General features: G+C 48.7%; 24 protein-coding genes and 1 pseudogene. 17 read left to right on the top strand and 8 right to left on the bottom strand.

What is annotated here, in order from left to right:
- Window positions 1-99: 99 nt before the first annotated feature.
- Both P6574_RS19205 and P6574_RS19200 read right to left on the bottom strand, forming a co-directional pair.
- A complete protein-coding gene (locus P6574_RS19205; protein WP_310621827.1) occupies window positions 100-2,667 on the bottom strand; it encodes an ABC transporter permease in 2,568 nt (855 codons plus the stop codon).
- Window positions 2,660-3,367 (bottom strand): ABC transporter ATP-binding protein, encoded by a 708-nt coding sequence (locus tag P6574_RS19200; protein ID WP_310621826.1) that lies wholly within the window; start codon window positions 3,365-3,367, stop codon window positions 2,660-2,662. Before P6574_RS19200 ends, P6574_RS19205 begins: the two co-directional genes overlap by 8 nt.
- 205 nt (window positions 3,368-3,572) lie before the next feature.
- Between P6574_RS19200 and P6574_RS19195 the strand changes: the two genes are divergently transcribed.
- The 3 genes from P6574_RS19195 to thpR all read left to right on the top strand — a co-directional run bounded on the left by P6574_RS19195 (window position 3,573) and on the right by thpR (window position 6,150).
- Window positions 3,573-4,208 carry an arylesterase gene (locus tag P6574_RS19195; RefSeq protein ID WP_310621825.1) on the top strand — a complete coding sequence of 212 codons (636 nt, stop codon included), beginning with the start codon at window positions 3,573-3,575 and terminating at the stop codon, window positions 4,206-4,208.
- Window positions 4,209-4,361: 153 nt separating this feature from the next.
- Entirely contained in the window at window positions 4,362-5,414 is a 1,053-nt protein-coding gene (locus P6574_RS19190; protein ID WP_310621824.1) for an aldo/keto reductase, read from the top strand.
- Window positions 5,415-5,613: 199 nt separating this feature from the next.
- Window positions 5,614-6,150 carry an RNA 2',3'-cyclic phosphodiesterase gene (gene thpR, locus P6574_RS19185; RefSeq protein WP_310621823.1) on the top strand — a complete coding sequence of 179 codons (537 nt, stop codon included), beginning with the start codon at window positions 5,614-5,616 and terminating at the stop codon, window positions 6,148-6,150.
- A 421-nt stretch (window positions 6,151-6,571) separates the two neighbouring features.
- Here the strand turns inward: thpR and P6574_RS19180 are convergent, their stop codons facing one another.
- A complete protein-coding gene (locus tag P6574_RS19180) occupies window positions 6,572-8,251 on the bottom strand; it encodes an acyl-CoA dehydrogenase family protein (protein ID WP_310621822.1) in 1,680 nt (559 codons plus the stop codon).
- Window positions 8,252-8,422: 171 nt separating this feature from the next.
- On the opposite strand from P6574_RS19180, the gene P6574_RS19175 reads away from it, so the two are divergent.
- Window positions 8,423-9,334, top strand: coding sequence for a YihY/virulence factor BrkB family protein (locus tag P6574_RS19175; protein ID WP_310621821.1), 912 nt, complete (start codon window positions 8,423-8,425; stop codon window positions 9,332-9,334).
- Here P6574_RS19175 and P6574_RS19170 read toward each other — a convergent pair.
- Window positions 9,270-10,172, bottom strand: a complete 903-nt coding sequence (locus P6574_RS19170; RefSeq protein ID WP_310621820.1) for a DMT family transporter — start codon at window positions 10,170-10,172, stop codon at window positions 9,270-9,272. The two genes, P6574_RS19175 and P6574_RS19170, sit on opposite strands and share 65 nt — an antisense overlap.
- Window positions 10,173-10,340: 168 nt before the next feature.
- Here P6574_RS19170 and P6574_RS19165 point away from each other — a divergent pair, with 168 nt between their 5' ends.
- Window positions 10,341-12,347 carry a methyl-accepting chemotaxis protein gene (locus P6574_RS19165; RefSeq protein ID WP_310621819.1) on the top strand — a complete coding sequence of 669 codons (2,007 nt, stop codon included), beginning with the start codon at window positions 10,341-10,343 and terminating at the stop codon, window positions 12,345-12,347.
- Window positions 12,348-12,398: 51 nt separating this feature from the next.
- Here P6574_RS19165 and P6574_RS19160 read toward each other — a convergent pair whose 3' ends face one another.
- On the bottom strand, window positions 12,399-13,181 hold the full coding sequence (locus P6574_RS19160) for an alpha/beta fold hydrolase (protein WP_310621818.1): 783 nt from the start codon (window positions 13,179-13,181) through the stop codon (window positions 12,399-12,401).
- Window positions 13,182-13,492: 311 nt separating this feature from the next.
- Here P6574_RS19160 and P6574_RS19155 point away from each other — a divergent pair, with 311 nt between their 5' ends.
- Together P6574_RS19155 and P6574_RS22185 are read left to right on the top strand one after the other, a co-directional pair.
- Window positions 13,493-14,113 (top strand): L,D-transpeptidase, encoded by a 621-nt coding sequence (locus P6574_RS19155; RefSeq protein ID WP_310621817.1) that lies wholly within the window; start codon window positions 13,493-13,495, stop codon window positions 14,111-14,113.
- Window positions 14,114-14,246: 133 nt separating this feature from the next.
- Window positions 14,247-14,489: a DUF805 domain-containing protein gene (locus P6574_RS22185; RefSeq protein WP_405048121.1), complete on the top strand. Its 243-nt coding sequence runs from the start codon at window positions 14,247-14,249 to the stop codon at window positions 14,487-14,489.
- A gap of 96 nt (window positions 14,490-14,585) precedes the next feature.
- Here P6574_RS22185 and secA read toward each other — a convergent pair whose 3' ends face one another.
- On the bottom strand, window positions 14,586-17,387 hold the full coding sequence (secA, locus tag P6574_RS19150) for a preprotein translocase subunit SecA (RefSeq protein WP_310621816.1): 2,802 nt from the start codon (window positions 17,385-17,387) through the stop codon (window positions 14,586-14,588).
- A 290-nt stretch (window positions 17,388-17,677) separates the two neighbouring features.
- On the opposite strand from secA, the gene P6574_RS19145 reads away from it, so the two are divergent.
- From P6574_RS19145 to P6574_RS19125, 5 genes are all read left to right on the top strand, one after another.
- Window positions 17,678-18,538 carry a peptidylprolyl isomerase gene (locus P6574_RS19145; RefSeq protein WP_310621815.1) on the top strand — a complete coding sequence of 287 codons (861 nt, stop codon included), beginning with the start codon at window positions 17,678-17,680 and terminating at the stop codon, window positions 18,536-18,538.
- A gap of 99 nt (window positions 18,539-18,637) precedes the next feature.
- Window positions 18,638-19,870: a bifunctional glutamate N-acetyltransferase/amino-acid acetyltransferase ArgJ gene (argJ, locus tag P6574_RS19140; RefSeq protein WP_310621814.1), complete on the top strand. Its 1,233-nt coding sequence runs from the start codon at window positions 18,638-18,640 to the stop codon at window positions 19,868-19,870.
- A complete protein-coding gene (locus P6574_RS19135) occupies window positions 19,851-20,666 on the top strand; it encodes a GNAT family N-acetyltransferase (RefSeq protein WP_310621813.1) in 816 nt (271 codons plus the stop codon). Before argJ ends, P6574_RS19135 begins: the two co-directional genes overlap by 20 nt.
- 62 nt (window positions 20,667-20,728) lie before the next feature.
- A complete protein-coding gene (locus P6574_RS19130) occupies window positions 20,729-21,133 on the top strand; it encodes a (deoxy)nucleoside triphosphate pyrophosphohydrolase (RefSeq protein WP_310621812.1) in 405 nt (134 codons plus the stop codon).
- Window positions 21,134-21,166: 33 nt separating this feature from the next.
- The gene (locus tag P6574_RS19125) at window positions 21,167-21,385 is read left to right on the top strand and encodes a hypothetical protein (RefSeq protein ID WP_310621811.1); all 219 of its coding nucleotides are present in this window, start codon (window positions 21,167-21,169) and stop codon (window positions 21,383-21,385) included.
- 89 nt (window positions 21,386-21,474) lie between these two features.
- On the opposite strand, the gene P6574_RS19120 is transcribed toward P6574_RS19125, so the two are convergent.
- Complete coding sequence (locus P6574_RS19120) at window positions 21,475-22,359, bottom strand: class I SAM-dependent methyltransferase (RefSeq protein WP_310621810.1); 885 nt, start codon at window positions 22,357-22,359, stop codon at window positions 21,475-21,477.
- 105 nt (window positions 22,360-22,464) lie between these two features.
- On the opposite strand from P6574_RS19120, the pseudogene P6574_RS22180 reads away from it, so the two are divergent.
- From P6574_RS22180 to P6574_RS19100, 5 genes and pseudogenes are all read left to right on the top strand, one after another.
- Window positions 22,465-22,650 (top strand): annotated as a pseudogene (locus tag P6574_RS22180) (double zinc ribbon domain-containing protein); the annotation flags it as partial.
- Between the two features lie 123 nt (window positions 22,651-22,773).
- Complete coding sequence (locus P6574_RS19115; protein WP_310621809.1) at window positions 22,774-23,250, top strand: ComF family protein; 477 nt, start codon at window positions 22,774-22,776, stop codon at window positions 23,248-23,250.
- 109 nt (window positions 23,251-23,359) lie between these two features.
- The gene (gene grxC / locus P6574_RS19110; RefSeq protein WP_310621808.1) at window positions 23,360-23,617 is read left to right on the top strand and encodes a glutaredoxin 3; all 258 of its coding nucleotides are present in this window, start codon (window positions 23,360-23,362) and stop codon (window positions 23,615-23,617) included.
- A 32-nt stretch (window positions 23,618-23,649) separates the two neighbouring features.
- Window positions 23,650-24,510, top strand: coding sequence for a carbon-nitrogen hydrolase family protein (locus tag P6574_RS19105; protein WP_310621807.1), 861 nt, complete (start codon window positions 23,650-23,652; stop codon window positions 24,508-24,510).
- Window positions 24,507-25,064, top strand: a complete 558-nt coding sequence (locus P6574_RS19100) for a DUF1178 family protein (protein ID WP_310621806.1) — start codon at window positions 24,507-24,509, stop codon at window positions 25,062-25,064. Before P6574_RS19105 ends, P6574_RS19100 begins: the two co-directional genes overlap by 4 nt.
- Before the next feature lie 141 nt (window positions 25,065-25,205).
- On the opposite strand, the gene P6574_RS19095 is transcribed toward P6574_RS19100, so the two are convergent.
- Complete coding sequence (locus tag P6574_RS19095; RefSeq protein WP_310621805.1) at window positions 25,206-25,961, bottom strand: hypothetical protein; 756 nt, start codon at window positions 25,959-25,961, stop codon at window positions 25,206-25,208.
- Window positions 25,962-26,119 lie beyond the last annotated feature (158 nt).

Below are 26,119 nucleotides of genomic sequence, written 5' to 3'. Positions count from 1 at the left end.
TAAACGAGGAACAAAGACGAGAGGAGAAGAACTTGTTCTTCTCTAACCTCCCCAACTCTTTGCCTTTGTCGGGCTCCCTTTGAAAAATACTAGGTATTTCTATAGGTCTCGCAGTACCGGCGCCGGCTTTTCTGCCAGTACTCTCCATGTGCCGAACAATCCAAAGCCAACTGTGAATAAAAGCGCTCCGGTAATGGCGGCAATGGCAGTCCCCGGCATCAAGGTGAACGTTCCATTCATCACCTCGGTCATGACAAAATAGGCGGACAGGCTGCCTGCAAGCAGTGCAAACACTGCTGTAGACATCCCTAAAATCATGTATTCGAGGAAATATGCATAGATCAGCCGTGCTCTTGTTGCGCCAAGGGTTTTGAGGATAACGGCATCATAAATCCTGTGTTTATGGCCTGCGGCCAAAGCTCCTCCAAGAACTAGGATGCTCGCAATTAAAGTGATGGAGGAGGCCCCGCGAATTGCCCAGGAAAGTTGTGAAATCAGGTTATTTATTTGAGTAATTGCGTCCTTCACCTGAACTGCAGTAATTGTCGGGAACGATAGAGAAACCTGTTTAAGGAGGTTGAGTTCTTTTTCTAGTGGAACAGCGTCCTCCCAGGCGACGGTTGCCAGATGCGTATGAGGGGCTCCTGCAAATGTATTTGGAGAGAAGACCATGACAAAGTTGATGGACAATGACTGCCAATCAACAGTCCTTAAGTTGGCAATTCGTGCGGATATTTCTCGGCCAAGAACATTTACCGAGATCATATCGCCAATTTTCAGGCCCAGATTCTGGGCGATTTCCCAGTCAAAAGAAACAAGCGGCTCTCCGGTATAATCAAGTGGCCACCACTTTCCGTCTGTAAGCGTTGAATTTTCAGGAAGTACTTCAGAATAAGTGATTCCCCTGTCTCCGCGTAAAACCCATCCATCATCAGGGGGCGGGGGAAAGTCTTCGGCTTTGATACCACGCAGACTTGTCAGTCTGCCTCGCAGCATAGGAACTGTTTCAATGGTACTGGATGGGGCTTGAGTTGCGATGAGCTGATCGAAGGCCGCTTTCTCATGGTTTTGAATATCCATAAAGAAGAAGCTTGGGGCCTTCTCATTTGCTGTCTGGGTGAGCTCCTGCCGAATATTTCCGTCGATAAGGGCAAGAGCAACCAGAAGCGTGAGCCCCAATCCTAAAGAGAGAACCACCGATGGAGTTAGAGCCCCGGGGCGATGAATATTGGAAATTGCGAGACGCCATTCGGTGGACCGAAGTGTTGGAGCTTTGCTTGCAGCCCACATGATGAGCCGCGCGACGATGAGGAGCAGCAAATAGGCAATCACTGTTGCTCCCAGATAAACAACCGCGATTTCAATTTGGTAGGCTAAAACCATTGCCAGCCCAATCAAAACACTCACGGTTATCAGCGTTGCGACAATGTAACGAAGTCGAGGATAGCGGAAGCGGGTACTCACCTGATCGCGGAACAAAACCGTTGGAGGTACATCGTGCGCGCGCCCTAAAGGCCAAATGGCAAAGGTTAGAGCCGTTAATAGGCCATAAACCAGTCCAAGGAAAAGTTGGGCAGGATAAATAGAAGGAGCTGCTTCAATTGGTAGGACATTGGACAGTGCTTCTATGGCAATAAAGGGTACGATTGCCCCGAAAAACAATCCAATTACAATGCCAATTGAGGCAAGGATGAGAATCTGGATGAGATAGATCTGGAAAACGAAGTCTCCGGAAGCCCCTAGGCTTTTAAGGCTGGCGATAACCTCCTTTTTTGTCTCCAGATAGCTGCGCACAGCGTTTGCCACGCCAACACCGCCAACAATCAAAGATGTAAGGCCCACCAGGGTTAGAAACTGGGCAAAGCGCTCCACGTTTCTTTGAAGGTTGGGGGCTGCGTTGGTGCGTGAGCGAATTCGCCACCCGGCATTTGGAAACTGTTGTTTTGCACTCTCAATGACATCTATGATTTGTGCGTCACTTACAGGTTGGTTAAAGCGGAGCCGGTAATGGTAACGGACAAGACTTCCCGGATGTAAAAGATCGCTGGCCTGTAGAGCTTCTTGCGAGATCATTAATCGGGGGCCAATGGACAGGCCGCCACTGAGCTTATCGGGTTCTGCTGTGATCCTATCAACAATTCTTACGAGAATACGACCTACATTAATTGTATCCCCCACCGACAAATCCAGCCGAGTTAATAAAGAAGGGTCCGCAACGCCGGGCCAGAAGTCTCCAGCTTGAGCGGCAAGGGCCTTTGTAGGGTCTTGCCCACTTTCAAGACGCACGGTGCCATAAAGAGGGTAGAAGTCATCCACTGACTTCAATTCAACAAGGGTTTGGTCCCTAGCATCCGGTGTACGGGCCATCGCCCTTAATGTTGCGACTTGCGAGACAGGACCCAGATCTTCCAAAAACTGTGTCTCTTGATCTTCAAGTTTCTGATGGACAACCGAGAAGGAGATATCACCGCCCAGAATGGATTGTCCTTCTTGCAAAATACCTTCGGTCAGAGCACGCGACACGGAGGCAACACCTGCAATGGCAGTAACGCCAAGTGCGATACAGGCAATAAAAATATAAAACCCCTTCAACCCTCCGCGCATTTCACGCAGGGCAAAGCGGAGCGCTAGCTTGATGCCAGCTTTATGCGTATCCGTTTCAACCATTGGAAGCCTCACCATACTCCTGGGTTTCTTCGGAAATGCTACCGGAGCGGACAGCGATTTTGCGCTCACATTTATCCGCAAGAGAAGGATCATGAGTAACAAGGATCATGGTCATGTTCTTACGTTTTTGAGCGGAAAACATCAGGTCAACAATTTGCTTTCCTGTTGCCTCATCCAAATTTCCGGTGGGTTCGTCCGCAATGAGAATCTCGGGGTTGGAAACAAGAGCTCGGGCAACGGCCACACGTTGCTGTTCCCCGCCTGAAAGCTGAGAGGGATAATGGGACAGTCGATCTTTCAACCCGACGGCCTCCAACTCCTTGGTCGCCTTTTCAAAAGCATCCTGATGCCCTGCCAGTTCCAGTGGAATGGCGGTATTTTCTAAAGCAGTCATGTTGGGAATGAGGTGAAATGATTGGAAAATGATGCCAACATTTCTTCCTCGAAACTGCGCCAGTTCATCTTCAGATAGGGAATTGAGTTCTTCTCCGGCAACGATAACCTCTCCCTGATTCGAGCGCTCCAAACCCGCCATCACCATCAAAAGAGTTGATTTGCCCGACCCAGAAGGGCCAATAAGTCCAACACTCTGTCCTTTTTCGATATTAAGGGTAATGCCCTTTAGAATGTGCACCCGTCCGGCCCCTTGCCCGAGACTTAGATGAACATCTTGAAGCGAAACAGCACTTTTACTTTTCATTGGAAGGGCTCTCTAAAGGTGCAGACTAAAATCAACATGGCATATTATCGTGGTATCAGGCACTTGTGGTAATCTTTACAAGAGTTCAACCGGCTAAATTGCTTAAACTCATAGAACCACTTGTATAGTGCTGGAACCAATAACATATGGTGGTTTACTTGGAGGACATCCAGTGGGGAGTCAAACTATATTGCATATGCATAGGATGAAATGTAGAACGGCAGTTCTGCTGGTACTGCTGTATTTGGGGTCTACTATTCAGACCTATGCCGAAGAGGCTCTCAAAATTGCTGCCTTCGGCGATAGCCTATCTGCTGGATACCTGCTGGATGCGCAAGATTCTTTTTCAGCTCAGTTACAAAACGCACTTCGGGAAAAGGGCCATTTAGTTACAGTTGTGAATGCAGCTGTTTCAGGAGACACAACATCCAGTGGCCTCGCCAGACTGGATTGGTCCATCGGAGAGGATGTGGACATTGTCATCCTTGAACTGGGAGCAAATGATGCCTTACGGGGCGTGGAACCGCAAATTACACGTTCCAACCTTCAAAAAATGCTTAATAGGTTGCTTGAGAGGGATATATTGGTGCTGCTTGCTGGAATGATGGCACCTCCTAATCTGGGGGAGGACTATGGCTCCCAGTTTAACAGAATATACCCGGAGCTTGCTGAAAAGTATCAAGTTGCCCTGTTTCCATTTTTTCTGGAAGGAGTAGCTGCCCGCCCCTCTTTGAATCTGGCAGACGGGATTCACCCAACGCCGGAAGGTGTAAGCGTGATTGTCGAAAATATCTTGCCGTCAGTTGAAAAACTGATGAGTTCCACTAAATCAAACCAATAAACGGATGACACCGTGTTTGAAGGGCGAGTAAAAGGAAAAGCTCTTCATTGGCCCATTTCGGAGCTTTTGGAAGTTTGAATAGTTTTTTTGCCGCTTGTTTTTTCAAGAGGCTCAGTGAGATCGTGTGTGGCCTTGGCCGCTAATAGGTGAAGAATGGAATTCCGCAAACTTGGACGTACTGACTTGAACGTCAGTAGTATTTCCCTAGGAACAATGACTTTTGGGGAACAGAACACCGAAGCAGAAGGTCATGCCCAAATGGATATGGCGCTGGAGCGCCAGATTAATTTATTTGATACGGCAGAGCTTTATGCAATTCCTCCCAAGCCGGAGACCCAAGGGCGCACCGAAGAGATTATTGGCACCTGGTTCAAAAAAAGAGGCAATCGCGATCAGGTTATTTTAGCAACCAAAATTGTTGGGCGTTCACAAAATACTTGGTTTCGCGAAGATGGCTCCCCAGCACAGTTGAATCGTGCGCAGATTATGGAAGCGGTGGATGCGTCTCTGACGCGTTTGCAGAGTGATTATATCGATCTCTATCAAATCCACTGGCCAGACCGGAATGTCTCCCAGTTCGGTTCCAATCCTTCCATCTGGAGAGATGTTGAGCCCGCAGAAGATGAAAACTCGATCGAGTCCACGCTGGAAGTGATGGAGGAACTGGTGAAAGCCGGTAAAATTCGCCACTTTGGCCTCTCCAACGAAAGCGCATGGGGTACGATGAAGTACCTGCAGGCGTCCGAAGCCAAGGGCCTACCACGCGTTCAATCCATTCAAAATGCTTATTCTCTGGTCAGCCGCAAATTTGACGTTGGCCTTGCAGAAGTTGCTCTTCGGGAAGATGTAGGGTTGTTGGCATATTCATCTTTGGCACAGGGCTACCTTACAGGAAAATACCGTAACGGGGCCTTGCCGAAGGGATCTCGTAAACAGCTGTTCCAACGGCTGGGCCGCTATGAGACCCCAGGAGCAGAAGTTGCGATCAATGCGTATCTGGATCTGGCGGCAGAGCTGGGTATAGACCCTACAGTTATGTCTCTTGCCTTTGTAAAGTCGCGCTCCTTTGTAACTTCGGTGATTATCGGGGCAACCAATCTGGAGCAGCTCAAGATCAATATTGATGCCGGTGATTTTGAAATGACAGCGGAGATTGAACAGAGGATCAACGATATCCATCTGCTTTACTCCAATCCCTGCCCCTGATCGGGGCGGCTGATTCTCATTTGAGTTCCATTTTTTTACCGGAGTGCCCTTTGGGCCTCCGGCATTTTCTTTGGTTACTACGTTTGGGATCATGCGCTTTTGTTCACCATTTGAACAACTTAAAGAAATTTGCTTGTACTATTTAAATTAAAGAGGCATGATTTTAGGATCAGCAGTGAAGTGAGCGGAGGGTTGAGTGATGCCCCGACTGTTTACCGGATTTGAGGTTCCCTCAAATATTGGTTCCAAGCTGAGCATGCTTCGAGGTGGTTTACGCGGTGCCCGCTGGATAGATCCCGAAAATTATCACATAACCTTACGTTTTATCGGTGATATTGATGACCGGGTTGCCGAGGATGTTATGTGTGAACTGGACCGGATCCGGCGTAAGTCTCTCACCATTCATCTGGATGGTCTGGGCGTCTTTGGTAACGGGAAACCTCATGCTGTTTGGGCCCGCGTTATTCCGAGTGAAGATTTGTACGAACTACAATCCGAACAGGAACGTATTCTTCAGCGCATAGGCTTAAAAGCGGAAAGGCGTAAATATACGCCCCATGTAACGCTTGCACGTGTCAGGAGAACCGGACCGGAAGAAGTTGCAAAATGGCTTAGTCTTAATGGGTCGTTTCAGGCAGAGCCCTTTATTGCGGGCCGTTTCGTACTTTATTCCGCAAAAGAAACTGTTGGGGGCGGCCCATATCTGGTGGAAGAGGCTTACCCGTTGGCTGCCTAACCACTTTATGTGGTTAAACTTCCAGACCACGGAGTTTGGATACAAGTGGCTTTAAGGGAGATACTTTCTCCGGATCTTTATGCTCAAGAAGGCGGAAGTCATTTTTTTGGTTCACTTGTGGTGGCTTTACCCGAGGTATAGAACCTCTCATATTCTTTGGGAGGGGGACGAGTCTGATCAGGCCATCATCAGGGCCATGTAGCTGTGTTAAACCAGCAGATAGTGCTGTAGGTGGGGCAGCTGCAGCCATAAGAATGGATAGGGCTAAGATAGAAATACTATTTTGTGGCATTGTCCCCCACTACAAACTGATGAAATTGGCTTCAGCCTCTAACAAGCGGGGTGGTGACGCAATCTGTCAGTTCAGCCACCCTTTCATCATGGGGGCACCGAGCCTGCCTGAGCAGGCTCGGTCAATTTTTTATAGTTCAGTTTCTTCCAAAAGCCGGCGTGCAATTACCTGTGCCTGAATTTCCGCTGCTCCTTCAAAGATTGAAAGAATACGGGCATCGCACAGCACGCGAGAGACGGGGTACTCAAGTGCAAAGCCGTTACCACCATGAATTTGCAGAGCATTATCCGCATTGGCCCATGCTATGCGGGCACCCAGCAGTTTGGCCATACCAGCTTCCAAGTCACAACGGCGACCACTGTCTTTTTGAGATGCGGAGAAGTAGGTGAGCTGACGCCCAATCAGGATCTCAACGGCCATCATAACCAGTTTATCGGCTACACGCGGGAAGCTCAGAAGTGGTTTTCCGAACTGAATGCGCTCTTGGGCATAGCGCAAGCCAAGATCAAAAGCGGATTGAGCAACACCAATAGCACGGGCTGCGGTTTGAATACGTGCGGATTCAAACGTTTGCATCAGCTGCTTGAAACCGTGGCCTTCTTTTTGCCCAAGCAGGTTTTCCTCTGAAACTTCAAAACCGTCAAATGCAATTTCGTACTCTTTCATTCCACGGTAACCGAGCACTTCAATTTCACCGCCGGTCATACCTTCAGCCGGAAAGGGAGTCTCATCGTCTCCCCGTGGCTTTTCAGCAATGAACATGGAAAGACCCTTGTACCCTTTTTCATCGGGGTTGGTTCTGGCCAGAAGTGTCATAATGTCGGCGCGTACCGGGTGGGTGATCCAAGTCTTGTTGCCGTAGACTTTCCACTTCCCGTCCTCTTTCACCGCGCGTGTCTTCAAGGACGCCAGATCAGAACCGGTGTTTGGCTCGGTAAAGACTGCTGTGGGCAAGACTTCACCGGAGGCGATGGCTGGAAGCCACTTTGCTTTCTGCTCGTCGGTTCCCCCGCATAAAATCAACTCGGCAGCGATTTCAGAACGTGTGCCAAGAGAGCCAACGCCAATGTATGCTCTTGAGAGTTCTTCAGAGACCACACACATGGATTCTTTGCCAAGGCCAAGACCGCCATATTCCTCAGGGATGGTGAGCCCAAAGACCCCCAGTTCCGCCATTTTTGAAAGAACTTCCATAGGAATGTAGTCATTTTTCAGGTGCCACTCATGGGCATGGGGCAGCACTTCAGCTTCAGCAAATTTGCGCATTTCGTCACGAATTTGCTCGTAGGTCTCATCCAGACCTGTGGCCCCAATTGAGGCATTGCCTTCCATATGGGCGATATGTTTGGCCAGCTCCGCACGGATTTCAGGGGTAGACCCGTGAGCAATAGCTTCCTGAACTTCCGCGGTATAGTGTTCGGCAATATCTACAGGGGTTAACCCAACATCACTCAAGCGCAACATTTCGCTTTGGCTGATGGGAACACCGCCAAAAAACTGTCCTGTATATTCAGCAAATCCAATGCGTACAATGAGGTCCTCAACCTCTCCGAATTGGCCTTTTGCGGTCATCCGGTCTACATAAAGGTCCAGTTGGCGCAGCGCTTCCACGTAGGTGGCAAGCCATGCAATCCCATGTGTTGCCCGTTGCTCTTTTTCGACCAATGCTGCGGAGATTTTCCCATCGGCTAATACGCGCTTCTTGACCCGCTTTTTTGCTGTTTCGAGAAGCTTGTCCAGACCACTTAGTGTCTCTTTACGAAGTGCCGCATGTTCTGTGTTGTTTTTCAATGCTTGTTCTGTTGCCATAGGCACGGTCAGCCTCCCTCTGCTCCGTCCGAAAGAATTGTGCGCTGCAACACTAATGGGATGCAGGAATAATTCAATGGACCTTTGGTGGTAGGCTTAACTTTTGGATCAAGGCTGGCTAGGTTATGCTCATGCAGTCAAACTGATACAAATAAATTTTATTGTGAGCCAATGACTTTCTGGAAATACCTGCGTATTGGATATGCAATCGTTGCAGATGCTATCGGTCATTTTATTGACGATGACGGGCCTGCTATTGCCAGTCATGTGGCGTTGTCATCATTGATGGCGATTTTTCCGTTTCTCATTTTTGTCGCAGCTCTTTCAGGCTTTATCGGGTTTCATGATGTTGCAGAGATGGCAACAGATCTTATTTTTGAGGCTTGGCCAAAACAGGTTGCAGGTCCTGTTTCCTCGGAAATCGATAGTGTCCTCACCCAGCCGCGGGGAGATCTTTTAACATTCGGTGTGATTGTGACGCTCTGGTTTTCATCTAATGGAGTTGAAGCAGTGAGGGCCGCGCTTAATCGCTCCTATAGGGTGAAGGAAACTCGAAGCTGGATCTGGTGCCGTGTACAATCAATTATCGCTGTTCTTATCGGTTCTATTGTGCTGATGATTTTTACGCTGCTGATAATTGTCGGGCCATTGGTCTGGAGCGAGGCGACCAAACTTATTCCGCATCTGGCCAACCTTGACTATCACGCCAATATTATTCGCTATGGGGGAACTTCGGTTCTTTTGATCATTGCGCTTTTTGTAGCCCATTTGGTGCTGCCCAATGGCAAACGAGGGGTACTTGAAGTTCTGCCGGGCGTGTTTTTGACGGTTTTTTTATGGGTTGGCTTTGGGTCGGCTTTCGGGATTTATCTCGCAAACTTTGCCCACTATGTATCCCTATACGCAGGTCTTGCCGGTATTATGACTGCTTTAATTTTCATGTATTTGACCGCTGCAATTTTCATCATCGGGGGTGAGTTTAATGCGGCGATCCTACGGCAACGAAATATCGGCAAGTTCAAGAAGAGTAAGGCTCTCCTTCAAGCTGCCTCTTCTGTGGCGCAGGACGGCACAAAAGAATAGCACCCACAATAACGGCCATGCCAACGAACTGGGTGGCAACGAGCGTTTCTTCGAACATGAAGTAGCTTTCTATCGCGGTGGCTACGGGGACCAGATAGAATAATGAGGCAGTTTGTGAGACGGCCCCCTTCTTAATAAGAACCATCAGTAGGAGAATGGCGATAAGTGAAAGAACAATTACCAACCAGCCCAGTGCAAATATGAGCTCCCAACTCCAGTCGATCTGCCAAGTTTCTGTCGCCGAAAGGGGCAAAACAACCAGAAGTGCGCCGATATATTGATAGAAGGTTGCCGTAATCAGATCTGTATCTGCAGAAAGGCGCTTTTGAAACGCAGTTCCCAAGGAAATACCAATAACTGAAATAAGTGCAGCGAGAACGGTGACCGGGGGAATATCGTTCACACCGATGCCAAGTTTAGGAATAATAACAAAGGCCAGTCCGACAACCCCTAGGGCGATTCCCAGCCACTGCTTGAGGGAAATATGCTCATGCAGCAACGCTTTGGCTGCCAGTGTTGTGAAAAGTGGCTGAAGGCCAAGGGTCATGGCTGTTATGCCTGCGGGCATACCGTTGGCAATGGCCCAAAAAACGCCTCCAAGATAAACCCCATGAATAACTACTCCAGCAATCAGTGAGTGATAAATCTGGCTTGATGGCAGTTTGAGACTATGACCTTGGGCAAAAATCAAAATGATAAGTAACGGAATCACTAGGAAAAAGCGCAGTGAAAGGAATACGAACGGTTCAATATAGGGTGAGCCCAGTTTTGTACCAATAAAGCCCGTAGACCATATCAAAACGAAGGCGGCAGGGATGAGGGGGACAAAGCGTGCCATCTGAGTAGATCCTTCTTATTGATTGGTCGCCTGTCCATACAGTTTGTGGTGCGGAATGTCAGGATTACTAACTAATATTTAAGTAGTTTGTAAATACAAGTGGTTGCCAATATTAGAAATTCTTAAGGTAGTTTCACGGTTAATGCATTTGATTGTGTGGGGTTGGAAATGAAACGGAAACTGGCGAGCGTTCGGGGTTGGTTGGGTTCAATTAGCATTCGCGCGCGGGTATTGTCTCTCTCGGTTGTGGCCATGTTGGGTATAGGGTTGATTGCTGGTGGTTACACATGGGGACAACAGCAAACACGGGACGCAACGGAAACTGCAGAAAGCTATTCGGAGCTTGCAGCCTATTCCCGTTCTGTTGCCGCCAAGGCCGGAGCTTTGCAGTCTATCCAGAATTCGTACCAGCTTAATCCAAGCGCCAGTTTGAAAGAGAAATTTTTTCAGGAGCTGGAAGTTGCTTTTTCCGCGTTGTCTTATCTCCGCTCTCTAACGGTTGCAGAGCAGTATGCATTGGAAGTAGATGATGCAAAGGACACCTTTGAAGGTATTAAAGGTGCTTTCAACCAGCTCTACGCATTACAGGAGCAGGTCGGTTTCGATGGCGACTCCGGCCTGCGGGCAGTGCTGTCCAATAAGTTTAATCTTGCCCAAAATGAACTCGCCAAAAACACCCGGCGCACCAAAGATCCAAATGAGCTTAAACTTATTTCATCTCTTTCAGAGGTTAAACAACAGGAGCTGGCTTTCCAGCTCACACACAGTGATGTTAATCTGGGTGATTTTGAAGTTGCCTTTTCCCGTTTCGAACGCAACATAGGGCGAGTGGATCTGAACCCTGCAGCTATTAAGATCATAGATGGGAATATGAAGTTTTACCGTCAGGCATTCGATGCCTATACGGACCTAATTAAGCAACAAGATTCTGCCTCGACCCTCTTAACCAACCTGTTTGATCTGCTTCCACCTCGTTTGGAAGCCCTTCAAGTTGCGGCAATTCAGGGCGCTGAATCTGCAACAATACAGCGAAATGAAATTGCAGGCCAAGTGCAAATTGTTTCGTTTACTTTGATTGGTATCATTGCGGCTCTTTCCCTCATAATCGGCTTGCTAATTACCCGCAGTATCATGCAACCTTTGAGCCAACTTCGGAAAGCGATGGTGAAACTGGCGAAGGGGGAAACAACAGTCATCGTTGAAGAGGATAAGGGCGGAAGAGAGCTAGCGTCCATGGCTCAGGCTGTTACCTTCTTTCGCCAAAGCTTAATTGAACGAAAAGATCTGGAAGTTGCAAGAGATCGTGAAAGTGCTAGCAGAACAGCTCGGGCCCAGAATATTGATCAGTTGATTGCTGAATTTGAAACATCCATTGGTAGAGCTCTGAAAGGCCTTGATGGAGCGGCTGAGGGGCTGAGCTCCGCTTCTCAGGATGTAGAGAAATCGGCTAATAATGTTCTGAATGAAGCTGGTGATGCTGGACGGGCAGTGGAAGAGGCAACAGTGAATGTTTCAAGTGCCTCCTCTGCAACGGAAGAGCTGGCGATGTCCATTAACGAGATTGCCAGTCAGACAGATCAAACCTCGCGGGTCGCCGGCAGGGCTATGGAAGGTTCAAAGTCCACGACGCTTACAATGCACTCCTTGAGTGAGGCAGCAGACCATATTGGAGATGCAGTTAATTTGATCAGGGAAATTGCTAACCAGACCAACCTGCTTGCTTTGAATGCTACAATTGAAGCTGCGCGGGCAGGGGAGCATGGCAAAGGCTTTGCTGTTGTCGCGGCCGAGGTCAAGCAGCTTGCCAACCAGACTTCACAGGCAACCGAGGAGATCGCGCTTCAGGTTGGCTCGATACAGGAGGCCTCAGCCAATGCTGTTGAAGCCATCGGGGATGTCGGAAATGTCATTGAGGAGATGAACCAGATTGCATCAGCAGTTGCCGCCTCTGTGGAACAGCAAAATGCAGCAGTCTCTTCCATATCTGAAAATGTGGCCAATGCGAATCAAAGTGCTTTGAGAGGGGCAGAAGCAATGAAGACGGTTGCGCAGGCCTCTCAAGCTTCAAGGGCCTCTGGAGATACCGTATCCAGCCTTGCTACTGTGCTGTCTGATGAAGCCGGTCATATTCGCAGTGAAGTCACCGCATTCCTTCAAAAGGTTCGTGCAGCTTAATCTGGACTTTGAAAAGGCTGCCGCATTCTGGCAGCCTTATTTACTTCTTGTTCAGCGTGTATTTTCCAAAATGAGAGAAGCCACCTGCCTCGGGTGTTCATATTGCAGCATGTGGCCCGCCCCCTTAAAGCTGTGCAGCGCAATGTTGGCGGGAATGGCCTTCGTTTGAGAGTAGGGCAGAATTTGATCGTCTGTTCCCCAAAGAAGTTTAATGGGAAAGCTCATATCGCCCAGTTTTTCTATGGGAAGCACACCTTGGCCTTCAGCCTTTAAAAATGCTCCGTGAACTTTTTCAAGTGCCTCTATCGCGCCCTTACGAGCTCGCTCGTTTGCGAGGTGAGCGGAAATTTTCCATGGAATTTTATGACCCTTTCCAAAGAAGTGATGAAGCACTTCGTCTTGTGCTTCTGCAGTTTTGGAAGCTGCGTATTGCTGAAGAACCGCACCGTTAATCTCTTCACCAAATCCCCCGGGACCAATAAGAGTGAGGCTCGCCACAATTTCAGGGCTTCTCATGGCAATCAAACAAGCAATAGCTCCCCCCATGGAGTGCCCAACCAGATGGACGCGGTGCAAGTTGAGTGCTTTCAGGGAGCTAGCAACGGACTTGGCGGCGCTGCCCGGGCTTCCAATCTCGGGCCAGTTGAGGGCGCGCCCATGGCCGGGCAGGTCAAAGGCAATTGTTTCTCGCTTGGCTTCCAATGTTGTTTGGAGTGGTCTCCAAGAAGTTGCATCCGACCCGAAGCCATGAATAAAAATAGCTGGCGCTTTTTTGCCATTACCAGCTTTTGAATAGGGCAGACAGGATGTCTGGGTGGAAATGATCTCGTCCATAGTGCCTCCAAAACATTGTTTTTTATTAAATTTGAATACTTAGATGTCTTTGCGTAATCTCATGGTAAATTCTATTGATAAGTTGTTGATAGTTTCATTTACACTCAAAAATCGTAGAGACTGCATATGAAAGCAGTTTACTGACGCGCCGTAACTTGTACATTTGCCAGACTAAAACAAGCATACTTGAGCAGGCGGGATTGTTCTATGAACAATCACGAAGAATTTTCATGGCTTGAGCCGTGTTCTCAAGCGTAGGACATATAGTATTTCACAGTAAAGCGTGAATTCGATTTTTCGTTGGGGGAAAAATGTTGTCGGGGATTCGGATATTTATTTTAACACTGCTGCTTACTGTCAGCTCCTTTTTTGTCATGCCGATTTCAAGTGAGGCAGGGCAATATTGGGATCCGCAGCAAAGCAAGTGGATCGTATACCGTGAAGATCCGCGGTTCATGGAAGCTTCGGTTAAGCGTAAATATAAGCGCAAACTTGTACGTTATCGTACCGATGAAGAGCCGGGCACAATCATCGTTGATACAAAGGGCCGATACTTGTATCACGTACAATCCAAGGGCAAGGCTATGCGCTATGGAATTGGCGTGGGCCGTGATGGGTTCCGTTGGTCGGGCAATGAGAAAGTGACCCGCAAAGCTAAATGGCCGGGTTGGACACCGCCACCAGAAATGCGCCGCCGTGAGGCCGCAAAGGGGCGTAAGCTTCCTTCATATATGAAGGGTGGACCTGAAAACCCTCTGGGTGCGCGTGCATTGTATCTGGGATCTACCATCTACCGCATTCATGGAACAAATGAGGCTTGGTCAATCGGTAAGGCTGTGTCTTCCGGCTGTTTCAGAATGTTGAATAGCGATGTTGAGCATCTTTATGAGCAAGTGGATATTGGTACGAAAGTGGTGATCGAGCAGGGATAACCACCGCCTTTTCTACAAAAGGCCGCCGTTGAGAAAACAGGCGGCCTTTTTTATGCACTAAAATAGAACATTACCCAGAGTATGACTTTACGACCATTTTTATTGTTTTCGTTTTCCCAGTAGGCGCAATCGTATGAGCTACGTCCTACGCTCTCTTGCCTTGGTACTTCTTACCCCTGTCGTAGGTCTCTTTATTGTTGCAGGTACTGCAATCCAGACACAAAGGATTCGTGTTTTTAATTTCTCTGGTTGGTTTGTTCTTGTATCCCTTATTTCGTATATAGGTTGGATATTTAGTCTAGCAATTCTATTTGTACCGGGCAGTAAAGGTTTAAATAACTTTGGGGCTGATCCAAGAGAAATACTGCAATCTTAACGCCTTAAGAATACAAGTTTGATGATTTGAAAAAGTCATGACGCATATTATAGGAAGCAAATAAAAAGGCCGGAAAACCGGCCTTTTTGAGTCTTGTTATACCAAGCTGCCGTGGCAGTGTTTGAACTTCTTACCCGAGCCGCACGGACATGGCTCGTTGCGTCCCACCTTGCCCCATGTTTCAGGGTCTTGAGGGTTGCGGCCATTTGGTGCCTGCTCCGCTCGAATTTGTGCCAACTGGCGATCAGCAAGCGCGAACTCGTCTTCACCGGTAGTTGCGTCCACGTGATGGCCGTGCATTTCCGGCAATTCAGCGTTCGTTGGAAGCTCCGGGGGCTGCTGCTGCATTAACTCCACATGCATCAATTGTGTTGTGGTGGTTTCGCGAAGGTTTGCCAGCATGGATTCAAAGAGAGAGAAGGACTCTGTCTTATACTCTTGCAATGGATCACGCTGCGCGTAGCCGCGGAGGCCAACAACGGCGCGCAGATGATCCAGATTAGCCAGATGCTCGCGCCATAAGTTGTCAATGCTTCGCAACAGGACCGCTTTTTCGATCTGGCGCATCACATCTGCACCATAGTTGGCGGTTTTTGCAGCCATTGCTTCAGCGGCGGCGCGTTTAATGCGGGATTCCACCTCTTCGTCGGCAATACCTTCCTCGTTGGCCCAGTCAACAACTGGCAACTGCAGAGCAAGCTTTTCTTCGACTTCTTTCTGAAGGCCTTCTGTATTCCACTGCTCAGGATATGCCTTTTCTGGAATGTGGAGTGCAACGAGACCTTCTACGGTTTCTTCTCGCATTTCCGCTACAGCTTCAGCCACAACGGTGTCATCCATCATTTCAAGACGCTGCTCGAAAACAACCTTACGCTGATCGTTCATAACATCGTCGAACTTTAGCAGGTTTTTACGAATGTCGAAGTTGCGAGCTTCAACCTTTTGCTGCGCCTTCATCAATGCCTTGTTGATCCAAGGATGGATGATAGCTTCTCCGTCTTTTAATCCCAGCTTCTGCAGCATGGAGTCCATGCGGTCTGATCCAAAAATGCGCATCAGGTCATCCTGGAGAGACAGGAAGAACTTGGAGTGACCGGGATCTCCCTGACGACCGGAACGGCCCCGCAGCTGGTTGTCAATCCGGCGACTTTCATGGCGCTCTGTTGCGACAACGTAGAGGCCACCAGCGGCTAGTGCGCGTTCTTTGAGAACTTCGAACTCTTTGCCGATTGCTTCTTCTTTTTCTGTACGCTCAGCACCTTCAGGCATATCACCAAGCTCGGCGGCAATGCGCATCTCAAGGTTACCGCCCAACTGGATATCCGTACCACGCCCAGCCATGTTGGTCGCGATGGTGACGGCCCCTGGAATGCCGGCCTGAGAAATAATCTGAGCTTCCTGCTCGTGGTAACGGGCGTTCAGAACGGCAAAGATTTTTGCGTTCTTGGAAGTTTCGCGGTCAGCATAAAGCGCAGCAAAGGCATTGGCGTCAGAAAGGTCCGCTTGCTTATAGCCATGCTTTTGAAGTTGCTGGGCCAGAATCTCCGACTTTTCGATAGATGTGGTACCAACCAGAATAGGTTGTTCTCGCTCGCGGCATTCATCAATAAGATGCAAAATAGCGTTGAACTTTTCATCAACAGTCCGGTAGACCTCATCGTCCTCATCAACACGCTTGATAGGCTTGTTCGTCGGAATATCGATCACTTCCAAGCCATAGATGTCCATGAACTCTTCGGCTTCCGTCATGGCTGTACCGGTCATACCGGCTAGCTTATCGTACATGCGGAAGTAGTTCTGGAAGGTGATGGAGGCTAGCGTCTGATTTTCTGGCTGGATCGCAACTTTCTCTTTGGCTTCTAGCGCTTGGTGTAGACCTTCAGAGAAGCGGCGACCGGGCATCATACGACCGGTGAATTCGTCAATAATAATAACTTCATCATTGCGAACGATGTAATCACGATCCCGCTGGAAAAGCTTATGGGCTTTCAAACCTTGCTGCAGGTGGTGAACTGTGGACACGTTCTCTACATCATACAGCGAATCGCCTTTGAGAAGCCCTGCATCAGAAAGCAAGTTCTCAAGGTTTTCGTTACCATGTTCGGTGAAAGTCGCCGAGCGGGCTTTTTCGTCCAGCTCGAAATCCTCATCCGTAAGCTTTGGAATAAACGTGTCGATTGTGTTGTAAAAATCAGTACGATCTTCCAGTGGCCCTGAGATGATAAGAGGCGTACGGGCCTCGTCGACCAAAATGGAATCCACCTCATCCACAATCGCGAAATGATGCGGTCGCTGAACCATTGATTCGCGCTCATACTTCATATTGTCGCGCAGGTAATCGAAGCCGAATTCGTTGTTGGTGCCGTAAGTTACGTCAGCTTTGTAGGCGTCTCCACGCTCTTCATCGCTAATGCCATGAACAATCAGACCGGTTGTCAGACCAAGGAAGCGGTAGACCTGCCCCATCCACTCAACGTCACGAGAGGCAAGGTAGTCGTTCACTGTCACAACGTGAACACCCTTGCCTGTCAAGGCGTTGAGGTAAACCGGAGCCGTGGCCACAAGGGTTTTACCCTCACCTGTACGCATTTCGGTAATCTGGCCGGCGTGAAGAACCATGCCACCAATGAGCTGAACATCATACTGTCTAAGGCCAAGAACGCGCCGGGATGCTTCTCGCACTACTGCAAAAGCTGGTATGAGCAGGTCATCCAGTTTCGCGCCTGCTGCCAGCTGGCTTCGAAATTCTTCGGTTTTCGCTTTCAGTTGCTCATCGCTAAGCGCTTGCATTTCAGGCTCAAGGGCGTTGATAGCCGTGACCTTATGTCTGAGAGCCTTAACCGTGCGGTCATTCGCAGAACCAAAAATTTTACGGGCGAGTGCGCCGAGCCCCACCATATGCGGACCTTCCTTTGTCAGGTGTGCTAGATCAATCGATCAGCTACAACCTAGAAATCTTCATATTTCTGATTTATGCAGCCTCAGACCCCAAGCGAGTCAGTCGGTTGCCCCAGCGGATTAAGCATGTAAGCGAAAAGAACCGGGCGATTGACAGATAAGTTGGGGGGATGTGGTTGTCAACGCTAACAACCGTTGCAAACTGCGCTTTATCATCGTGACGTTGCTATTGGATCAACCTTTTTTGATTACAGTGATTATTCTGATGGCATCCAGAGAAAGAGAAAAACATGACTTTAGCCCTTTCCAGACCACTTAAAGGCACTGTTGCTGCTGCCGCTTTTGTATTGTGTCTTGGTGTCGCAAATGCCCAGGAGAAAGACCCCAATGCGGTCGTGGCAAAAGTTGGTGATGTAACTATTACTGAAGCTGACATTGCATTAGCTGCACGCGATTATGCCCAGCAACTCCAACAGGTGCCACCAACACAGTGGCGTGGTGTGCTCACTGATGTGCTTGTTGAGATGACCCTTTTCGCTAATGAAGCTGAAAAAGAAGGTCTGGATAAAACAGAAGAATTTAAACGCGCGATGAATTTGGAGCGCCTACGCGCCCTACAGAATGCTTATTTCCAGAAAAATATCCAAGGAACAATTACTGAGGCCGAGCTGAAAGACGCTTACGGTAAAAAGTTCGAAAACTTTGCAGGCTCGGAAGAGGTTTCTGCACGTCACATTCTGGTTGATTCAGAAGAAGAGGCAAACGGTATCATTGCTCAGTTGGACAAAGGCGCAAACTTTGAAGAATTGGCCAAAGAAAAGTCTACGGGTCCAAGCGGTCCAAATGGTGGGTCACTAGGTTACTTTGGTAAAGGCCAGATGGTTCCAGAGTTCGAGAAAGCTGCTTTTGGGCTTAAGCCGGGCTCCTATACAAAAGAGCCTGTGAAAACCCAGTTCGGTTATCACATCATTAAGAGTGAAGATAAACGTCAGCAGCCTGCTCCTGCCTTTGAACAGGTAGAAGGTCAGCTTACGCAAGAAATCATGGCTCAGAAGTTCAAAGAAAACATCGAAAAGCTGAAAGAGAACACCAAAGTGGAAGTGTTCTCTGCAAACGCTGAGGGCGACAAGGCAGCTGTTGAAAGCAAATAAGTAAAGCTGAACCTTTAAATAAAGACTTGTCATAGGGGCTTCATTTGGCTAACGCCTGATGAAGCCTTTATTTTTTGTCGGTCTTTCTGGAGGGTTTTCATGAGTGCTGCAATTTCACCCCTAGCTCCAAAGTCTTATCCTGAACTGCCAGAGATCAAGGGACTGCGATTTGCAACGGCAGAAGCTGGGGTAAAGTATCAAGGGCGAGAAGATGTCCTGTTGATGCTTCTGGATGGGCCAGCCCACATTGCAGGCGTTTTCACACAGTCCAAGTGTCCGAGTGCTCCAGTTGATTGGTGCAAGGAAAACTTGCCTCAGGGTACAGTGCGCGCAATTTTGATTAACTCCGGTAATGCCAATGCGTTTACGGGCAAAAAGGGCAGGGCAGCCGTTGAACTCACTGCAAATATTCTGGGCAACGCTACCGGCATTGACCATAAAGAGATCTATCTGGCGTCCACTGGCGTAATTGGTGAGCCGCTGCCTGCAGAGCGTTTTGTAGCCGTGATGGATCAGCTCATAGAGCGCGCTGAGGGAAAGAGCTGGATGTCTGCGGCAAAAGCCATCATGACAACAGACACCTATCCAAAACTTGCAACAAAGAATGTCAAACTGGGAGACACAACCGTCACTCTCAACGGCATCGCCAAGGGTGCGGGTATGATCGCCCCGGATATGGCTACCATGCTGGGTTTCTTGTTTACAGATGCGGCCATACCCGCTCCTATCTTACAATCCTTGCTCTCTCAAAGCGTTGGTGGCTCGTTTAATGCCATTACGGTGGACAGTGATACCTCCACGTCAGATAGTGTCCTGCTGGCGGCGACAGGCGCCGCAGGCAACGAACCTGTGAAGAGCGAAAATGACCCACGTCTTCAGGATTTCAAGGCGGCACTGTTTGAAATGATGAAGGACTTGTCCCACCAGATTGTCAAGGATGGGGAAGGTGCAACCAAGTTTGTGGAAGTACACGTGAAAGGGGCGGTTTCAAACGAGTCTGCCAAGAAGGTTGCACTTTCTATTGCCAATTCGCCTCTCGTGAAAACAGCGGTTGCGGGTGAAGATGCGAACTGGGGCCGCGTAGTTATGGCCGTGGGTAAAGCTGGAGAGCCTGCCGACAGAGACCGCCTTGCCATCTGGTTCGGAGATATCCGTGTGGCCGTAGATGGAGAGCGGGACGATGATTACAGTGAAGATGCCGCTTCACAAGTCATGAAGAACGACGAAATTCTATTGACCGTGGATCTGGGACTGGGAGATGGCTGCGCATCTGTTTGGACTTGTGATTTGACAAAAGAATATGTGGCGATCAATGGCGATTATAGATCTTAATGGCTGTGGTCCGGTTGCGCCTGAATGCAGTCTTGATGAAGTGTTGCGTATGGAGCAGTCGAACCTGAACTGTTTTCCATCATCGAAGACCGATTTTGATGGGGGGTGGTTGATGCGGATTTCGTCTTCCAATCCTTCAAAACGTATTAATTCGCTCAACTTTTTCGATAAAAGTGATAATGAAAATGTGGGAGGGCGGCTGGACTACGCGCAGCACACATTTAAACGGCTGAATGTGCCCTTTAATGTCAGGTGGACCCCCTTAACGCCGGATGATGTTGATAGTGAAATGGACCAGCGCCATTACACGCGATATTCCGAGACGTTGGTACTCAGGCGGGCTATTTGGTCCCTTGGTGAAACTGAAATTCCCTCCGGCTTGCAGATTAAGGAAGTTTCTTTTGACCAATGGGTAGATTGCTATCGGCAGGTTGGTGGAACGCGGGATGATTTCATTGCTCCAGAGGCTTTGAGCAGTCTTAAGTCCGTTATGTGCTCGGTTATTGCGCCAAGCATTAGTCTTGTTGCCGTCTCTGCGGACAATATCCCCCTTGCCGTGGTAAGTGCGGTTCTGGATAAGGACCAGCTAGGAGTTATGAATGTGGCAACGCATCCGGACCATAGAAGGTCTGGCTTGGCTCATGCTTTGGTGTTGAAAGCTCATGAAGCAGGGGCATCAAAAGGTGCTCAGTTCGCATGGCTACAGGTGGTTAAAGCAAATGCGGCAGGACGGAAGCTTTACGCTAACCTTGGTTACAAGGAAGCCTATCGCTACCACTACTGTTCGCCCCGTTGATTTGCGGCTCGCCTCATTCAAAAGAAAGTTAAAAGTTGCCCCAAACAGAGATAGGTCGTCCAATGAAAACACTCATTGTTGCCGCATGTTCCCTCATTGATGCTGATGGTAGAATTTTGCTTTCCCAGCGTCCGGAAGGAAAAAGTCTGGCGGGACTCTGGGAGTTTCCTGGAGGAAAGCAGGAGAGCGGCGAAACTCTGGAAGATACCCTAATTCGCGAGTTGCATGAAGAACTTGCCATTACGGTTAAAAAAGAGTGTTTGGCACCCCTAACATTTGCGAGTCATGTTTACGAAGATTTTTATCTACTCATGCCATTATATGTGTGCAGGCGGTGGTCGGGAACGCCAAAAGGGGCCGAGGGGCAAAATCTGGCTTGGGTTCGTGCAAACAAGTTGCGTACCTACAAAATGCCTGAAGCTGATGAACCTCTCATTCCGCATCTCATAGACTTGTTGTTGATGTAGATGTGAGCTGTAATGAATAAAAAGGGAGTATGGATGTTTTTTCTAGGGAAGGGCTGCGAAATTGATCGGGCGGGGTTTGCTGTACCGCATGCCGACAAAGAAACGAACCATACAGTTATCGTCGAGTATGTCATGATTGCCGGAATGCTGTCAGCGGCAATTTTGGCAAGTTTGGCCGCGATTGGATCATCCCGCCACTTGCAGGACTTTAATAACCTGCCTGTAGCTCCAATCCTTTTAGAGGTCTCCTAGCGCGCTTTGAACTGAACCGATTTTCAATCACGCTCCAGGTCAGTGTCTAAGGGGCGTTTTATCCGAAAATCGCCCCCCTTTGGGGAATATTAAATCTTAATCTCTTTTGCTCCAAGCGCATCTGCAAGATTCACTTTAGCAGATCCAGGCTTTAAAGGCTTTTGCTGGCTTTCATGGGGAGCCCAGCCTGAAAGTGATGTGAAAGTGAAAGTTGCTCTGATCCGGCCATCAGGATCAGAATAGTTTTGTGCGTAATACTGTGCGGCCTTCATGAAAAGTTGCTTGCTTGTGAAGTGCTTTTGTCTTGCGAGTAAAGGGTTGGCCGCTCCCATTTCCCGCAGGTCCTTCATCAGGTCGAACATGGTGTTATAGCGTACTGTTACTCGGTCCACATCTGTTACGGGCAGTGTAAAACCCGCCCTTTGTAACAGGCTGCCCAAGTCTCGCGTTTCCGCGAATGGGATCACACGCGGGGAGATGCCGCCAGAAAGCTCCATTTCCGCATGGAGCAGGCTATCTCTAAGCTCTGCCAGTGTCCCGCTTCCAAAAACCGTGGCAAGGAACAGGCCATCCGGCCGCAGGCATCTTCGTATCTGTGCGAGTGTGCCGGGTAAGTCGTCAACGACTTGCAAGTTCAGCAAGGATACAATCAGATCAACGCTTTCAGGTGCAAGGGGAGGGGACTGGTCATCAACCACCATATGTGGTGCGGACGCATTGGGGAGCGGGTCGAATAAGTCAGCTCTGAGGACAGTTTGAACCTTGCCGCTCTCACGCAGAGTCTGGGTCACATCAGCACTGTGCGCGCCCAAATCAATACCAATTTCAAATTGTCGGGAAACGAACTGAAGCCGTTCAGCAAAGTCCTGAATGGTAGCTTTTAAAAGAAAATCTGCCCCGTCGATATTTTTTTGCAGTATTGTCCTGCGGCGCTGGGCAAGAAGGGGTTTATCGAAAAGTCTATGATCATCCATGGGGCTGCCCGATATGTTTTGTCTTTGCTGTTGCTTTTTTGTTTCCCGTGAGGATCACGGGAAGAACTTGCCAATCTGACTTGGTAGAGTGCTTTTAAAGGAACAATGAATGATGAGGCAAGGGTGAACAAACGAGAGAGGTTACAAGCAAGCAGCCTTTTAGAGACTCTCATCCTTCTTTCCAAAGGTCTTTTGGACTTTATCACCCCTCCAAACTGTCCGTCATGTAACCTGTGTGTGCAAGGTAGGCAGGCATTGTGCGCAAGGTGCTGGGGGAAGTTACGGTTTTATTCAGGGCCTTTGAGAAATGGCACACCTTCCTCCTGTGAAGATGAAGCCCTAGAAGAAACCAGAGCTGTAGTTTTTTATGAAGGACCTGCCATGTCGCTTGTGCATCAATTCAAATACAACTGTATGCCCCGTCTTTCAGGCCAGATGGCGGCGATGATGTATCAAGCGGGTCGGCAGAAATTAAACGAAGATAAACTGCTTGTGCCCGTACCCTTACATTCTTTTCGTCTATGGCGTCGAAGTTTTAATCAATCAGCGCTTCTGGCCCGCGAGTTGGGAAAACTATCGGGGCTAGATTTTAGCATGGATGCCTTGGTGCGTAAGCAGTCGACCCGTCATCAGGTGGGGCTATCTCGCAGGGAGCGTATTGAAAATGTACAGGGTGCTTTTGAGGTCAGTCCTGATGCCCAGTTTACCCTTGCTGGGCGTTCTATTGTGCTCATTGATGATGTCTTGACCACAGGGGCCACTTTAGATGCTTGCAACTTGGCGCTCAAAGCAGCCGGTGCCAAGCGTGTTGATACATTGGTTTTTGCTGCTGTCGAACCAGATGAAGTAGCTGAAGAGCGCAACGAGTGGGCTGTGCGTATAACGACATAAGCTTCGGCCACTTGTTTAATGGGAGCAACTGACCATATAAGCAACGCTGAAAATTGCTGTCCTGAAGCAACAAGAATGGATGCTTCAGCTAAAACTAATAGGAAAAACAATGGAAAAAGTTGTTATCTACACTCGTGACCTGTGTGGTTACTGCACTCGTGCAAAACGACTTCTTGATAATAAAGAAGTAGAATACGCCGAATACAATGCGAGTGATGATCCGAGCCACCGTGAGGCCATGATTAAAAAGGCAAATGGAAAGTCAACATTTCCTCAGATCTTTATTGATTCAGAACATATAGGTGGCTGTGACGACTTGATGGCACTAGAACGTCGCGGTGGACTCGATGTTCTTCTTGCTGGATAAAGGCTAAGGAAAACAGCAAGAGCGTTTGAACCATGGAAAAATTTCTGGCAGCGTGTGTACAAATGAGGACAGGTCGTTCCGTTTCGGAAAACCTTGAGGTCTGCGAAACTTTGGTACGCATGGCTGCTGGTGGTGGCGCACGCTATATACAAACTCCGGAGATGACCAACCTTCTAGAGAAAGATCGTCGCTCCCAGTTAACCAAAAGTTCAAGGGAGGAAAGTGACCTTTTTCTTAAAAGGCTTCTACCGCTTGCTGCTGAGCTGGGCGTGTGGCTGCACCTTGGGTCTTTGGCAATTAAAGTCCGTGACGATAAACTGGTCAATCGTGGCTTTTTTATTTCGCCCAAGGGAGAAATTATTCAACGCTATGATAAGGTCCATATGTTCGATGTTAACTTGCCAAATGGCGAGACATGGTGCGAATCGTCGACATATGAAAGCGGCTCCCGAGTTTCCGTTATTCATACAGCAGTGGCATCAATCGGCATGGCGATTTGTTATGATTTGCGTCAGCCAGCGATCTTTCGCGAACAAGCCAAAGCCGGCGCTCAAATTCTAACAGCTCCCTCCGCTTTCACGAGGCAGACAGGAGAAGCTCACTGGCATGTATTGCAGCGGGCAAGAGCCATAGAAAATGGCGCATATATGATAAGCGCAGCTCAAGGTGGAGATCATGAAGATGGCCGCAGCACTTTTGGTCACAGTATGGTTGTTGATCCTTGGGGCAAAGTTGTCGCAGAGCTTGACCACAGAAAGCCAGATGTGCTTTTTGCGGAAATTGATTTGAAAAATGTGGCAGGGGCGCGGAAGAGAATTCCAGCGCTAGCTAATGAAAAAGCTTTTGTCATTCAGGAGGTTTCTGCGCTTGGCGCAGAGGAGATTCAGACTTGATCAATTACTCTTTGTGCTGTGACAATGGACATGAATTTGACGGCTGGTTCCGCAATTCATCTGATTTTGATAGGCAGCTGGCCATGGAGCTGGTTACGTGTCCTGTTTGTGACAGCTCAGTCGTCACCAAGCGGCTCATGGCACCCAATGTTTCTACATCGCGTACCAAGACAAAAGCGCAAAAAGAGCAACAGCTGAGAACTCAAGCTGAAAAAGCAGCCGTGGATGCGGTGAAGCCCCCCTCTCCGGCACCTGCCTCGCCCGCCTCGGGACAAGAGGTTGTAACTCAGGCGGTTCACCAGCCCAAAATTTCGAATGAGGTAAAAGAAAAGGCTCACGAAATGGTGGAAGCGCTTCGGGAGTTTCGAAAGCAGGCAACGCGAAACTCTGAAGATGTGGGTAAAAACTTTGCCGAGGAAGCGCGAAAGATGCACTATGGAGAATCTGAAAAGCGCAATATTCATGGGAGCTCATCCGTAGATGATGCGAAAGACTTGATTGAAGAGGGAATTGATGTGGTCCCGTTGCCAGCACTGCCGGAAGACCACAACTAATCAAGTTCATATTCCACACATACTGATGCGTAATAGCCCATAGAGCATGCCCCTGAGAATAAGCTCGTGACCCATGCTCTAGTGGACGTTCCGTTCAATTGGTCTCACCTGAGTAATAAAAAATCACTCAAAATACAGGACTTAGACTTCCAAATTTTTGGTCTTTGCAGGCTGTTCCGGCAAAATCGCAGGCTCGACCATAACAGCCGCACCGTTGGAGTTTTTAGCCTCGGCTGTGGCCGGTACGGTTTTGCTAGGAGCTTTTGCAGTGGGGCTCTTTTCGTTCTTAAGTTCAACGTCCTTGGCTGCGGCAGCTTTCTGTTTCGTGCTAGAACGGGCTGCTGGTTTTTTAGGTGCTGGTCGTTTAGGTGAAGTTGCTGCTTTCTTAACAGGAGCCCTTCGTTTTGGGGAAGCTGCAGCAGGTGCGGTTTCAGTAGACGCAGCTTCTTCAGGTGTGGCCTCTGCGCTCTCTTTAAGCTGTTCTATCGCCTCCAAGGCATATGAGTTGGCTTTTTGTGTTTTATCCAAAGCGGAAGACAGCTGAGCTGAGAACTGAGAAAACTGATTGTTGCCATGTTCCCGCCAGTCGCTCTGACAAGTCTGCAGGAAATCACTGGTCAATCGTGTTAGCTCTGGCCCAGTCGGCAAGCTTAGAATGCTGGTAAGAAGGGACAGCTGTGCATCCATGCGACGGTTGCAGAATACCAGATTGTTAGACATCACCGTGCCAAGTTGTTGCAACGCTTCTTTTTGTACGTCGGCAGCTTGCGTTAATGTATTGTTTTCCAATTGGTCAAATTGCTGAGCCCAGAACCAGTTTTGCCAAGGGGCAGTGGCATAATTTTCAGCAAATTTCTCGCTTGCGGCCTTAATTGTGTCTTCCCAATTAAACATCATATGTCCTCCAACCAAGTGCTGCATCGCTTAGGCAACGGGAAACCCCATTGAAAACCTGCGGATACTGTTCGCCAGTTGATCTTGAGACTTGATCCATATCGCAGGTAACTCAAGGTTACTGACATGGTAATGAGTAAGAAGTAACCCCAAAATTTAGG

The organism is Pseudovibrio sp. M1P-2-3 (genome assembly GCF_031501865.1).
GTDB lineage: Bacteria > Pseudomonadota > Alphaproteobacteria > Rhizobiales > Stappiaceae > Pseudovibrio > Pseudovibrio corallicola.
The sequence above is the reverse complement of the archived record's forward strand: the minus strand, read 5'-3'. Positions and strand labels throughout refer to the sequence as shown.